Origin of the sequence: uncultured Rhodococcus sp., from assembly GCF_963525155.1 — a bacterium.
Taxonomy (GTDB): domain Bacteria; phylum Actinomycetota; class Actinomycetes; order Mycobacteriales; family Mycobacteriaceae; genus Rhodococcus_F; species Rhodococcus_F qingshengii.
Window position 1 is genome coordinate 89,438 of sequence record NZ_CAURKP010000003.1, and the last position, 13,337, is coordinate 102,774.

Sequence of the window (13,337 nt, forward strand, 5' to 3'; positions counted from 1 at the left end):
GGGCCCTGACGGGGTGGATTCTGGCGTGGAGGGTTCTGCCTCGGAGGTATCGGTCCACGCGGAGGTGGCCCTGGCGGCTGGCGCCGCGGAGGGCGCTGAGGATATTCGGAGTCGCCGGTCACCAGTTCACGGTACCGGTCACGGCAGCCAGGAGACGTGATCGCGCAGGAGGGCGTAACCGATGAACGCCACCATGTCGATGAGAGCGTGGGCGATGACCAGCGGCCAGAGTTTCCCGGTGCGCTGCCAGTACCGGCCGAACACGAGCCCCATGATCACGTTTCCGACGCCGCCACCGAACCCCTGATAGAGGTGGTAACTGCCGCGCAGGAGTGACGACGCGAGCAGTGATTTGTTCTCGCTCCAACCCAGCGTTCGGAGGCGAGTGATCAGGTAGGCGACGACCAGCACCTCTTCGGCACCGGAGTTCGCGATCGCGGACAGTACGAGGATCGGCACCCGCCACCAGTGATCGTCGAGCGCACTGGCCTGGACGGTGAGGTTGATGCTCAGGGCCTGAGCCACGAGATAGAACAGCAGACCGGGGAGACCGATCACAGCGGCGAGGCCGAATCCCGGAGCGATGTCGCGCCCGAATCGAGGCTTGGGGGTCAGTCCCGCAGCACGTGGACCGATCCCCGAACGCCACAGTAGATAGAGTCCCAGCGCTGCCCACGCGAGAAGCTTTGCGACGCCCAGCAATTGGCGCGCCAGGTCGATCCAGTCGATGGCGGCCCGCGACGGGTTGAGTGCAACCGTCTGATCCGAGAGCGCAACCGGCGTCGCCAAGGATTCGGCGAGCGAGAGGATCCCGGACAATCCGCTGAGTCCGAAGGTGACCAGCAGGACGATCGTGATCTCGATCCAGACTCCGCGTCTGGCGGCCGGATCGAGGGCCGGGCCGGCCGGGACGGGAGTCGGCGGCCGTAACCAGGTGCGGACGGTTTCGCGGGCATTCACCCGCGCAACGCTAGCCGTTTGATGCGCCGCCCGATCGGAGGCCGTTGAGGAAAGGGCACCCGACCAGCATGCGGATGGCGCGGCTCAGCGCGGGAGCGTCGTCGACGGGGTTGGCGAACGGCATCCACACGTCGCGGTCACCGGTGTGATCCTCGACCCGCAGGCGAAGTCCGTAGCGGTCGATGCCGAGTGGGCGAACGCGTCCGGTGCGCATGTATGGGGGAAGCTTGCGCACGAGCAGGTCCACGAGGTCGCGGTGGTCTTCGTCGAGATGCTGCAGCCATGCGGTCTCCATTTCCCAGAAGGGATCGGGGCTGGCGTTCAGCAGTTCGTCCACGGCGACGGGTTCTGCCCCCGTTGAATCAGCGACTACAGCCGAGGCCAGGCTCAAGCGAAGGAGGACCGAGGTGTGGCCGATGTCGAGCAGCCCCGGGTGGGGATGTTCGGATGCGACGTCGTCGGCGAGAACGCGTGCCTCGTAGTCGGGCACGGCGTGCAACGAGCCGCGAAGCCACACGAGGGAGCGCACGGGCTCACGCAGCCGCAGTGGTGCGTGATCGGTGATCTCGAGGACGGCAGGCAGGCCGCCGCCGCCGGAGTTCCAGGCCAGAGCCGCAGCAGCGGAGGCATGTGGGACTGCAACGACGACGTCACCGTTCGAACGCAGGTGATGCACCGACGTGACGGTGGGATCGCTGCCTTCGATGGCGAGAACTGCGTCTTGTGCGCGCACACAGGCGCTGCGGACGCGTTCGGCGGTGGACGGGCCGGTGCTGGTCTTCGTTGCCATGCTGCCCCCTTGGCGGGTGTTCTCTCGAACTCCATCGGATGATGAGGTAACCCTAACCTAAGGCGCTTCGGTGTGAATCGCAAGACTTTTGCGCAACTCGCGTGGAATCCGCCGCCTGCGCCGGGGTTACGGTTTGTCTGTGGCCATTCCTCTCTCACTCGGGCTGCCCGCCCCGAGAAACTCGCGCGGACTCCTCGAAGCACTCTTTCTCCCGGTTGTTCCGGCGTCGGTTCTGATCGGTGGCGAAGCAGCAGGCCGGGTTGTCGTCCGTCTCGATATCGATCCGGAAGAACTGCGTGCGGACACGGAAGCGTCGTACGAGGCCGTCCGTTTCGACGTCGACGTCACCACCGACCAGATCGACGACGCGATCGCGCTGCGCCTGCCCGCTCCACTCGCTGTGTACGTCGACGGCGGCGAAGAGGATCTGACACCCGCCGAAGCGGCGCTGCGTCTGTGCGAAGGTGGCCGGATCCCCGGACTCGCCGCCGGTCTTACGCCCACCGAAGTGGCTGATTTCCTGGCGGTACTCGCGCACGAGTCCGTCGGTTTCGTAGCCCGCGCGGCCGACGGCGACGAGGTGATCGCCCTGCTGTGTGGCACCGTCGCTGCACTGCGCGGCGACGACGTGCGCGCCGCGATGGTCGATCCGAAGCCGGAGAAACTTGCCGCGCTGATCCCCGAAGCCGCGTCGGCCATGCGTGAGGTGCTGCTCACGATCGAGGTCGCGGATCTGCCTGCAGTGGAAACGGCTTTGCGTGCCGCGGGTTTGCAGTGACCGGCGTGGGTCGGTGCGTAATCTTTTAGGCGTGCCAAGAATCGCGTATTTCGGTCCGTCGGGAACCTTCACGGAGATAGCTCTCGCCCAGTTGGAGGCTGAGGGCGCGTTCGGCGAAACCGTCGAGCGAGTACCGGCAGGCAGTCCGCCGGCGACTCTCGACATGGTTCGCGACGGTTCCGTGGACGGAGCCGTGGTTCCCTTCGAGAACTCGGTGGAAGGCGGCGTAGCTCCGACGCTCGATTCACTCGCTCTCGGTTCGCCGCTGCAGATCGTCGCCGAAACCGATCTGGACGTGAGTTTCTCCATCCTGGTTCGGGCCGGGACCACCGCCGATCAGGTCCGAACGATCGGCGCGTACCCGCATGCGGGCGCGCAGGTCCGCGGTTGGATCGCCGAGAACCTGCCCCAGGCCGAGGTGGTGTTGGCCTCGTCCAATGCCGGTGCGGCCCTGGATGTGCAGGCCGGAACCGTCGACGCCGGTGTGTCCACGGCTTTGGCAGGTCAGATGCTCGGACTCGACAGCCTGGCGGACAACGTCGCCGATGTAGGCGGCGCCCGCACACGTTTCGTGTTGGTCACCAAGCCGGCCCCGGTTCCGGCGCGGACCGGTGCCGATCGCACCGCGCTGGTGCTTCATCTCGACAACGCTCCCGGCTCCCTGGTGCGCGCACTCTCCGAATTCGCCGCTCGCGGTATCGACCTGACTCGGATCGAATCACGGCCGATGCGAACGGAATTGGGCACGTACCGGTTCTTCGTGGACTGCGTCGGACACGTCGAGGACTCGCTGGTGGCCGAGGCGATGCGTGCGCTGCATCGTAAATCCGGAGTCCGCTTCCTGGGGTCGTGGGCGACAGCGAATTCGACCGGGCCACAACCTCCTTCGGACGAAGAAGCGATTCGGTGGATCGACGAACTCAAGCATGGAGGGGGAGAACGATGACCGGAAGGCTCATCCTCGTTCGGCACGGTCAGACGGAGGCGAATGTCGCCAAACGTCTCGACACCGCCCTGCCAGGAGCAAAGCTCACGCCGGAAGGGTTGGCGCAGGCCGAGACGTTGGGCATCGGCCTGGCTTCGGCGCCTCCGCTGGCGCTCGTATCGTCCTTGGCTTTGCGTGCCCGGCAGACAGCAGGTTTCGTGGAGCAGGCCGCCGGTGTCTCTCTGGACGTGCGGGACGGATTGCACGAGGTGCAGGCCGGTGACCTCGAAGATCGTACCGACGAGGCCGCGCACCGACTGTTCATGGAGACGTTCCATCACTGGCACACCGGCAACCTCGGCGCTCGCATCCCCGGTGGTGAAACGGGATACGACGTCCTGGAGCGATACGTCCCCGTCGTCAATGCGTTGCGCGAAGAATTTCTCGAAGGCTCACGAGACGGCGGCGACATCGTCGTGGTGAGTCATGGTGCTGCGATTCGTCTTGTCGCAGCCCAGCTTGCCGGTGTCCCCGGTCTGTTCGCAGCCAACAACCACTTGGCCAACACCGAGACCGTCGAACTGTTGCCTTCGGTCGACGGCGGTTGGGAGTGCCTGCGCTGGGGAACCGTCAACCCGCCGTTCGAGCATCGACTCATCCCCGGTGCCGACGACGTGATGGGCTGACGGCCGGCTTCACCACCAACCGGTCTGGACGCTCAGTTGGCGCCCGAGTTCAGCGGACAGAGTGCTCACGTAGCTGGCTGTCAGGTGGTGGGAATCGTGATACACCAATACATTTCCCTCCACGACGCGGCACAACTCCGGTCCGCAGACGCCGTCGCTGAGGTCGAGTAGACGGACGTTGGTCAGATCGCCGATCGCCGACGGCGCCGGATTGACGTCGCTGAGCATTTCGGACCGTGGCATCGCGCAGTGATCGGGTGACGTGGTTGTCGCCAGACAGTCGATCGCGCGGTAGGCGACGCCGTCGTGGTGCAACCACGGGGTATCGCGGATGGCGAGCACGTCGATACCGTCGCGCCCCAGTTCCTCCCACACGTGTACGTAAGACTCGGGCGTCACGTCGCCAGGGCCGTCGGAACTCGGCCTGGTTGCCGTCGTGAACACGAAATCGGGTGAGGCGTCGGCCAACTCGGTCAGCACTCCACGCGACCAGTCGACGCAATCCGGATAGTCGTTGTCCGACAACGTCTGCATGGAGTCGATGGTGAGCGGGCAGCCCATCTTCAGATACGTGTCGACGCGGAACCCGTGACTCTTGCCGAGTTCGTCGAGCGCAGTGAGCCAGTGCTCGGAGTGCGAACCACCCGCGAGCGCGATGGTTCTGTCTGCGTCGGCGTCGCCGTAGGTGCAGTGGACGACGTCCCGCTCGAGAAAATCGGCGATACAGCCGTCGAGCGTACTGGCCGGAAGGTCCAGTGGCGCATCGAAGATCGAGGGAACCATCGACGCCTTGGGTACTTCGGCACCGTCGGTGAGCGCGAGTGCGCCGGGATGGGTCGGGAGGTCGAGGGTGTCGACCGCCCGCTGGCCCGTCGTCTGGCTGCTCGCGTACGACTGCCAGGCGACCGAAGCGGCGAGGACCACGGCAGCGGTGACGACGCATACCAGGACGGTGTACCGGCGCGAGCGGCCTCCGCGCTCCACCGGAACCTCGACCAGGCGCCGGAGTGCAAGCGCCCCCGCGACGGAGAGGGCGATGATCAGTGCCCCACCGAGCAGGCCGGCTTCGGGGCGTCCGGTGATCACGAGTGCAAACACCAGAATCGGCCAGTGAATCAGGTACAGCGCGAATGCGAACGAGCCGAGCCACGTCAGTGCCGGATGGGCAAGCGTCTTCGACGTCCAAGGCGTGTCGTCGCCGACTCCGGACAGGATCAGCGCAAGAGTGGCCAGCACCGGCACCAGCGCCCACGGGCCGGGGAACTGCTGGGCGCCGTCGAGCACTATGCCGCACAACAGGATCGACGAAAGCCCCGCCCAGCCGATCGTTGCTCTGACCGAGAACGGCAGGGATGCGATCTGCCGACTGCGTGTGCTGGTCATCAGAACGGCCAGCAGACCACCGAGGGCCAATTCCCACAACCTGGCGCCGGAGTCGTAGTACGCCCAGGCTTGGTGACGCGAAGATTTGGCGAGTGCGTAGAGAAAAGATCCTGCGGTCAGAACCAGAAGGGTGACCGCGAGTGACGGGCGGAAATAGTTGGGATTCACGCGTGAAGCCACATAAGCGATCACGGAGACGAGTGCGATGGCCAGGAGATAGAACTGACCTTGCACGGCCATCGACCACAGGTGCTGCAGGGGAGTGACCGAGCCGTCGGCGGCCAGGTAGTCGCTTGCGGTGCTGGCGAGCTGCCAGTTCTGGAAGAACCCGAGCACCGCGATCAGTTGATCGCCCAGATCGGCCCAGCGTGTGCGTGGCAGCAGCAACGCGGTCCCCAGTGCGGTCAAAATGCTGACCACCGCGATCAGGGGGAACAGCCGCAGAAACACCCGCCGCAGTGCCGGGACCGGGTTGAGTGAACCCCCGGCTTCGGCGCGTCGAACCAGTGAGCCGACGAAGAAGTATCCGGACAGAACCAGGAAGACGTCCACCCCGCCCGATACCCGTCCGAACCACACGTGGAACACGACCACCAAACCGATGGCGAGGCCACGCAGTCCGTTCAGGTCTTGTCGGTGCGGTGTTGTTGCCCGTTCTTCGTTCGGCCGGTCGATCGTGGCGACCGAGCCTTGTTCGCCCGGTGACGACGGTTGACGCGAGAACTGCATGCTGAAGTAAGGCTCCGGGCGTTGAAGGGACGCCCCGAGGTTACCCGGAAGTCTCCGGCGCCGATTCCTCGAGTTCCGTTACCAGAGCGTTCACGGCTTGTCGGAGGCGATGGGATGTTCCGGAACTGATGGACGTCCATTCGGTGCCGTCGGCGGCCCGAGTGGTCGAACCGACCAGCCGACCCGACAAGGTGTCGTACACAGTCACTGCGCCGGTCATGAGCGTCGTCGCTCCCAAACTGTGTGGTATTCCGACCAATTCGGCGAAGGCGGTGCATGTGACGATTGCGCTACCCAGTTGGCGCGCGTCGTCTTCGGGTATTCCGGCGTTGATCAAGGCCGAGGTTACGCTGCCTGCATCCGGGCCGGCGCCGAATGCCAGGCTGAGCATCTCGGTCGGTGCGTTGATCACGGCAATCGGCATTGCTTCGGCGCTGCCGAGCGCGGTGACAACGGGTGCAGCTGGTTCGGCGGTGACGCTGCGCAATGCGAACGAAGAATCAGTTGAAGTCGCTTCGACACAAAGGAATTCGCCCTGCGCGACGCAGAGGCGTGAAATGCTTCCGCCGACATGCCGACGCAGCGCCAACTCCCACTTGGGGTGGGTCAGGACGCGCAGGCGGGCACTGAGGTCGTGATGGATCTCCCCGCCGGGGAGGAGATCGCGCTCGGAGAGTGAATCTGCCGCGGACTGCATCGCCGTACGGTGAGCGCTCGCACTGCCGTGAACCGTCGCGCCACCGAGAACCACGGGAAGCGCATCGAGTCCGAGTCGCTCACGTACATAGTCGATTTCGTCCTGTGACAGGGCGATGACAGGTAAATTCCACCCCTCAGGTGAGGTGCCGAGGTCCACCATCAATGCTCTGCAGTTTCGAGTGCGCCACCGATCACGGACGGGATGACTGTTCGGCCGTCGGCGAAGTGCTCGAAGTGCTTCAGGTAATCGGGTGTGTCGTGCTCGGTCTCGTCTTCAGATTGGGCCGCATGACGGCCGCCGGCGATCGGCGCAGATCCGCCTGCGGTTCGGGCCGGATCCACCCTGACGGTATCTGTGGTGCCCTGAACCGGCGAGGTCACGGGGTTCTGGCGCGTGGCGCTCTGGCCGGTGGAGGGATCAGGAAGAGCGTGCCGACCGGTGCTGCTGCTCGACGACGAGCCCGCGATTGCTCCGGTTCCGGTAGTCGCGGAAGCTGCGCTGACCTGTGCCGGTGCCCGGCTTGCCGACGGGGTGCCGAACAGTGATGGTGTGGAAGCGCCGAGTCCCGCGCCGCCCAGTCCGGTGAGTCCTGCTCCTGCCGTCGCGAGAGCTGATGCGGCAGTGGTGGCGCCTGTGACTGCGGTGGTGGTGGCGCTGGCTGCGGTGGCAACTCCACCGGAGATGGCACCGGCTTGTGAGGCAGCGGCGGCAAATACCGGGTTGGAAACTACGGATGCGACAGCAGCGGTGGCGGCGCGCACGGGATCCGCGATTGCGTCAGCGAGCGTGGATGCCGCTTGCACGACGGACTGTCGTGCGGCACTGCCTGGGCTTTCGGCCGAAGCGGATGCCCCAGCTGTGGGTTCCGCGATGGACGGTGGTGAGTCGAAGTTCTGCTGCACGGCCAGATGGGCCGTTGCGGCGTCGTACGTTTCCATCGTCACCGCCGCTCGAATTTTGAGAGCTTCTTCGGCAGCCTCGGCGGCAGCGGCACCGCCGACCAGGGCACCGCCGATGGAGTACGCGGCGACCTTGGCCGCTTGAACTGCTGCAATCTCGGCCAGGGACGGCATGGCGAGGGTGGCAACCGTGTACGAACCGGACTGCACCTGGGCCTTACCTGCAGTTTCTCCCGCGAGCAACGCGGCAGCAGCAGCCCATTCCTGAAACGGCGCGAACTTACTCAATGCGGCATCCGCTGCTTCTCCGGACCACCCGGTGCGAAGATCCGCCATCACGCGAGAGATGGACGCAGCGGTGTCGGTCAGTCCGGACGACACGGTGGACCAGGCTCCGGCCGCCACGCCGAGAGGGACCGGCCCGGCTCCGGCGACCAGTGCTGCGGAGTTGGGTGCTGCGCCCCGTGGATACCAGATGACGCCGGTGATGCCGACCATTGTTCTTCCCCCCAGGAAGTGTGACTGTGTTGCCGAGTTACCGAGCTCGATTTCTGTCGATCAGATCGGTGCGGCTGCCAGGCTGGACTTGGTGAGCTGGTCTTCGAGCTCGTAGGCAGCTGCATTCTTGCGCAGAGCTGCCGCAGCCGCGGTGAGCTCCTCGATTGCCCGATCGGTGGACGAGGCAAGGCTGCCCGAGATGGTGTTGAAGTAATTTGCCGCGCTACCGGACACTTCTTCGGATCCCGCTGGGAGAACGCGTAGCGTCGGCTGCGCAGTAGAGACGATTCCGCGCAATCGCGTCGCCGCGGACTCGAGTTCCATTGCGGCGGCAACTAGGGCTTGAGGGTCGACGTGCATAGTGCCGAACTCCTTCCTGACCAGGGCGGATAAGTGGTCGGGAGGCCGTGCGCACAGCCGTCGATATCCCCCCGCACATACTTTGATGCATACCGCCCGCTTTTGGTTCCCCCCGAAATCGGACGACTTTGCCCTCAGCCCCAGCCGAGTTCGTGCAATCTGTCTTCTTCGATGCCGAAGTAGTGCGCGATCTCGTGGATGACGGTCACGGCGACCTCGTGAACAACCTCGTCCTCGGATGCGCAGATGTCGAGTATCGAATCGCGGAAAATAGTGACCGTGTCCGGCAGGTACCCACCGTAATGAGAATCCCGCTCGGTCAGAGCGACGCCCTGATACAAACCGAGCAGCCCCGGTTCTTCCTCGTCACGTGCTTCGACAAGCACCACGACATTGTCGATTGCCTTGGCAAGTTCGGGCGGAATCAGATCGAGCGCCTCGCCGACCAGTTCCTCGAACCGGTCGGGCGTCATAGTTACCGTCATGGCTTACGACGGCGGAGCTGCGCCGGGCAACGGCGTCGGCAACGACCGACCTTCCGGTGCAGCGGGTGGCGGGACCGGAGCGGCGCCGTTGATCAGGATGTCGCCCTTGGCGCTTCCGGTGATCGCGGCAAACCCGCCGGTTTCGACCTCTTTGCCGATCGAACAATTGACTCGGCGGCTGCCGGCCAACCAGCTTTCCAGTGAAATGTTGTCCCAGAACAGTGTCAGCGTCTTGTCGCGAAGCGCGTCTGCGGAACCAAGGTACTCGTTGGACGCCTGAGTGCAGACGCCCTCGAGATAGCGGTCCTGATCTTCGACCGACGGCATTGCGCCCGGGAATTGAGTGCCGAGGTCTATCACCGAAATAACCTCGTATGCATGCGGTTTCGCGCAATCGACCGGATCTGTCGGGAGGTTCTGGTTGATGCCGATGCACGTGCCGACGTCCCACACGTTCGACTGGTCCTGGTCCGCCACGCGGCCCACGAACGGTTGTAGTTCGCCGGTCGTGGTCGAGAACTGCAAGCCGCAACGCAGTGCGCGCTCACCCGAAGCCCAACCCGATTCGCTCGGGAACATCAGGCCGACGCTGAACTTGCCCTTGGGATCGAACTTCGAATCGAGGTAGGACATGACGATGGGTGTGCAGTGCTCGTCGCGTAGTTCGGCGAACCGAAGGGCGCCCGGGTACCGGGAACCGGGGCCGAACTCGGCGCCCGGGAACACCGAGAGATCGAGTGGTCCGGCTACCTCGAAGCGGTGTTCAGTTCCGCACTGAACCTTCGACATGTCCGTGCGGTCTCCGCCCGACTCGGTCGCAGGCGTCCAGTTGAGACAGTCGCCGGCCGCAGCCGCGGTGAAGGCGTCGTCGCGAGTCGATCCCGTCGCTGCGGGACCGCCGCCACTGACACTGACCGAGGACGAGTCGTCCTTGTTCAATCCACCGGAAATCGCGATCGTTGCGATCGCGGCGACCACCGCACCTACCGCCACAGCAGCCAGGACCCGACGGGTGCGACTCGCGGAGACAGTTTTCTTCGCCGGCGTCCCCTGGGGATCGGCCGGATCTGGCGACTTCTCGATCTTGTCTTCGGACATCGATTCCATCATGCCTGTTGCCGTGGCGATATCGAACCTTCACTACAAAACTCACAATCGCGTCTGTGAGTATTTTGTAGTCATGAGCGAAAACACCCCACTCGATCCCGAGGCTGTCGAGCTGGCGGGCCGGCTCTTCGACATGGCACGAACCGGCGACGCGGCCGGGCTGGCGTCGTACGTCGATGCCGGAGTTCCCGTCAATCTGACCAACGAGAGTGGCGACACGCTCGTCATGTTGGCGGCGTACCACGGTCACGCTGACGCCGTCGTTGCCCTGATCGAGCGCGGTGCCGACGTCAACCGACCCAACGACAAGAACCAGACGCCCCTTGCCGGGGCGGTCTTCAAGGGCGAGGATGCGGTGGTGAAAGCGCTGGTGAGCGGGGGAGCCGACCCGAAAGGTGGACACCCGACTGCCGTCGACGCGGCTCGGATGTTCGGACGCGAGGACTACCTGAGTCTGCTCGAATCGTGATCTCCCCCTCTCCGACGTGGACGTGACCGTCGGCGAGCTGCGGTGAGTGGGTAAAGTTCGAAGTCGTGATTGACCTCAAGTTTCTCCGTGAGAACCCCGAAATCGTCCGCGAGTCGCAGCGCACCCGTGGAGAAGATCCAGGACTGGTCGACGCTCTGCTCGAAGCCGACGCGTCCCGACGCGCTGCCGTTCTGACCGGAGACAACCTCCGCGCAGAGCAGAAGGCCTTCGGCAAGAAGGTCGGACAGGCATCTCCGGAGGAGCGTCCCACGCTGCTCGAGGGTTCCAAGGAACTGGCGGCCAAGGTCAAGGAAGCCGAGGCCGCGCAGCACGAGGCGCAGGCCGCGCTCGACTCCGCACACCGCGCGATTTCCAACGTCGTACAAGAAGGTGCGCCGGCCGGCGGCGAGGACGATTACATCGTGCTCGAACACGTCGGTGAGATTCCGAAGTTCGACTTCGAGCCGAAGGATCACCTCGAGCTGGGCGAGTCGCTCGGCCTGATCGACATGGAACGCGGCGCCAAGGTTTCGGGTTCGCGCTTCTACTTCATGACCGGCTACGGGGCCATGCTCCAGCTCGGACTGCTGCAGTTGGCTGCGCAGAAGGCGATCGCCAACGGATTCACGATGATGATTCCGCCGGTGCTCGTACGTCCGGAAATCATGGCGGGTACCGGGTTCCTCGGTGCTCACTCGGACGAGATCTACCACTTGCAAGATGACGACCTGTACCTCGTCGGAACTTCCGAGGTACCCATGGCCGGCTACCACTCGGGCGAGATCCTCGAACTGAACGAAGGCCCGAAGCGCTACGCCGGTTGGTCCTCGTGCTTCCGCCGCGAGGCCGGCAGCTACGGCAAGGACACCCGCGGCATCATCCGTGTCCATCAGTTCGACAAGGTCGAGATGTTCACGTACTGCCGTCCCGAGGACGCCGACGCCGAACACCAGCGTCTCCTCGGGTGGGAGCGAGACATGTTGGCGGCCATCGACGTTCCGTACCGCGTGATCGACGTCGCCGGCGGAGACCTCGGTTCTTCGGCTGCGCGTAAGTTCGACTGCGAGGCATGGGTCCCGACGCAGGGCACCTACCGCGAGCTGACATCGACGTCCAACTGCACGACGTTCCAGGCCCGCCGCCTCGGAGTTCGGTACCGCGACGAGAACGGCAAGCCGCAGACGGCCGCCACTCTCAACGGCACCTTGGCTACGACGCGCTGGATCGTGTCGATTCTCGAGAACCATCAGCAGGCCGACGGTTCGGTGCGAGTGCCCGAGGCATTGGTGCCGTTTGTCGGCACGGATGTGCTTCGCTGACACGCTGAACCAACACAATCAGGGCCGCGACGGACTCCGTCGCGGCCCTTTTCGTACTTTCGTACTGGTAGGTTTGGAACTTTTTCTGAACTGACGAAATATCAACTTTTTCCCGCCGATTGGCGCGGTGACCACCAAAAGCGTTGTCGATGGGCCGCTTTGGCGATAGTTTTGCGTTCAATCGAGTTTCCATACCCTGCTTTTCCATCCCGCGTCTGGTGATACGAGGGTGAGTCCGGGGTGAATTGGACAAGTGTCTTGCCAAAAGTAGTACACGTACTAGTTTTTTCGTTATGTTGTGACGGCGCGCACACGTTTTGTCCGAATCCACTGCTCATGTTTGCCCTTCCGAAGGAAGTGCCCATGCCCCAAATCTCTCAGTTGCGGCGATTCGCCGTGCCCATAACCGGAACCGCCATGGTCGCCGGAATGCTGCTGGTCGGCACGCCCGCGTCAGCTGCTATCTCGACCACCGGTTTCAAAACAGCGTGCGTTGCCGGATCGATTATCGGAGACGTCCACAAGGTCACCGACAACCTCATCACGGTCGACGCCCCGGCTTCTGTCCAGCCCGGCGAGACTTTCACCTACCGAATTCAGCCGAGCGGAACGTCATATCCGGACAAGGACTCCGGAGCGACTACTACGAACTTGTCACGTCTGAAAATCGACTATGCCATCCCGAGCAATGCGACGTACGTTTCCGCTACCGTCGTCGCAGGTACCTCCATCGGACTCGACAATGTCGCACCGAATGTTCTCAGAGTCAACGATTCTGGCAATGTCGACGGCAGCGGCGGGATCCTGCGGTTGTCAGGAAACAACCAGGTGATCGGCAACAGTCCGACGACGAGCACGAACTCGGAGGGTGGAATTCGAGTACCGAAGTCCAAGAAGAACCTCGATGGCTCGACAAACGGCAACGGAGACACGTGGTTCCGACTTCCCGCAGTCGACGTAACAATGGTCGCTGGTGCGACGGGAGTGATCCAGCCGAAGGTGAGGACCGCGGGTGCGGCCGGCAACCTCGGTGCCAGCGAAAACTTCAGCACTCAGCTCGCAAAGGCGAGTTTCCTTGGTACACAGTGGGCTCCGACCCGGTGCTCGCCTCGCGAGAACAAGGACACCACGCCTCTCAACGCTGGTGCAGGTCCACTCGCGACGATCAGCATTGCTTCGGCTCCGGTGGATGTCGAGACCACGACGTCACTCTCGGTTCCGGCGACGGCGATCACGGGTACGGCGGTTG

The 13,337-nt window shown here is 64.1% G+C and carries 13 protein-coding genes and 1 pseudogene; 6 read left to right on the forward strand and 8 right to left on the reverse strand.

Annotated elements, in window-relative coordinates:
* Nucleotides 1-138: 138 nt before the first annotated feature.
* Both RWT78_RS01505 and RWT78_RS01510 read right to left on the reverse strand, forming a co-directional pair.
* Nucleotides 139-960, reverse strand: coding sequence for a CPBP family intramembrane glutamic endopeptidase (locus RWT78_RS01505; RefSeq protein WP_003945405.1), 822 nt, complete (start codon nt 958-960; stop codon nt 139-141).
* 10 nt (nt 961-970) lie between these two features.
* Nucleotides 971-1,750 carry a DUF2470 domain-containing protein gene (locus RWT78_RS01510; protein WP_003945406.1) on the reverse strand — a complete coding sequence of 260 codons (780 nt, stop codon included), beginning with the start codon at nt 1,748-1,750 and terminating at the stop codon, nt 971-973.
* Between the two features lie 139 nt (nt 1,751-1,889).
* Here RWT78_RS01510 and RWT78_RS01515 point away from each other — a divergent pair, with 139 nt between their 5' ends.
* The 3 genes from RWT78_RS01515 to RWT78_RS01525 are packed head-to-tail and all read left to right on the forward strand — an operon-like array spanning nt 1,890 to nt 4,139.
* A complete protein-coding gene (locus tag RWT78_RS01515; protein ID WP_007736015.1) occupies nt 1,890-2,528 on the forward strand; it encodes a hypothetical protein in 639 nt (212 codons plus the stop codon).
* Between the two features lie 31 nt (nt 2,529-2,559).
* Nucleotides 2,560-3,474 (forward strand): prephenate dehydratase, encoded by a 915-nt coding sequence (pheA, locus tag RWT78_RS01520; RefSeq protein WP_003945402.1) that lies wholly within the window; start codon nt 2,560-2,562, stop codon nt 3,472-3,474.
* Complete coding sequence (locus RWT78_RS01525) at nt 3,471-4,139, forward strand: histidine phosphatase family protein (protein WP_042453186.1); 669 nt, start codon at nt 3,471-3,473, stop codon at nt 4,137-4,139. Before pheA ends, RWT78_RS01525 begins: the two co-directional genes overlap by 4 nt.
* Before the next feature lie 9 nt (nt 4,140-4,148).
* Here RWT78_RS01525 and RWT78_RS01530 read toward each other — a convergent pair whose 3' ends face one another.
* The 6 genes from RWT78_RS01530 to RWT78_RS01555 all read right to left on the reverse strand — a co-directional run bounded on the left by RWT78_RS01530 (nt 4,149) and on the right by RWT78_RS01555 (nt 10,303).
* Entirely contained in the window at nt 4,149-6,251 is a 2,103-nt protein-coding gene (locus RWT78_RS01530; protein WP_231782819.1) for an acyltransferase family protein, read from the reverse strand.
* Nucleotides 6,252-6,291: 40 nt separating this feature from the next.
* Nucleotides 6,292-7,110 (reverse strand): ESX secretion-associated protein EspG, encoded by an 819-nt coding sequence (locus RWT78_RS01535; protein WP_314673450.1) that lies wholly within the window; start codon nt 7,108-7,110, stop codon nt 6,292-6,294.
* A complete protein-coding gene (locus tag RWT78_RS01540; protein ID WP_314673451.1) occupies nt 7,110-8,348 on the reverse strand; it encodes a PPE domain-containing protein in 1,239 nt (412 codons plus the stop codon). Before RWT78_RS01540 ends, RWT78_RS01535 begins: the two co-directional genes overlap by 1 nt.
* A 60-nt stretch (nt 8,349-8,408) precedes the next feature.
* Nucleotides 8,409-8,708, reverse strand: coding sequence for a PE family protein (locus RWT78_RS01545; RefSeq protein ID WP_003945399.1), 300 nt, complete (start codon nt 8,706-8,708; stop codon nt 8,409-8,411).
* 134 nt (nt 8,709-8,842) lie between these two features.
* Nucleotides 8,843-9,193: a metallopeptidase family protein gene (locus tag RWT78_RS01550; RefSeq protein ID WP_007736028.1), complete on the reverse strand. Its 351-nt coding sequence runs from the start codon at nt 9,191-9,193 to the stop codon at nt 8,843-8,845.
* Nucleotides 9,194-9,196: 3 nt separating this feature from the next.
* Nucleotides 9,197-10,303: a septum formation family protein gene (locus RWT78_RS01555; RefSeq protein WP_003945397.1), complete on the reverse strand. Its 1,107-nt coding sequence runs from the start codon at nt 10,301-10,303 to the stop codon at nt 9,197-9,199.
* Between the two features lie 70 nt (nt 10,304-10,373).
* Here RWT78_RS01555 and RWT78_RS01560 point away from each other — a divergent pair, with 70 nt between their 5' ends.
* The 3 genes and pseudogenes from RWT78_RS01560 to RWT78_RS01570 all read left to right on the forward strand — a co-directional run.
* Nucleotides 10,374-10,769, forward strand: coding sequence for an ankyrin repeat domain-containing protein (locus RWT78_RS01560; RefSeq protein WP_003945404.1), 396 nt, complete (start codon nt 10,374-10,376; stop codon nt 10,767-10,769).
* 65 nt (nt 10,770-10,834) lie between these two features.
* Complete coding sequence (serS, locus tag RWT78_RS01565; protein WP_314673452.1) at nt 10,835-12,088, forward strand: serine--tRNA ligase; 1,254 nt, start codon at nt 10,835-10,837, stop codon at nt 12,086-12,088.
* 363 nt (nt 12,089-12,451) lie between these two features.
* Nucleotides 12,452-13,337: pseudogene (locus RWT78_RS01570) on the forward strand (Ig-like domain repeat protein); the annotation flags it as partial.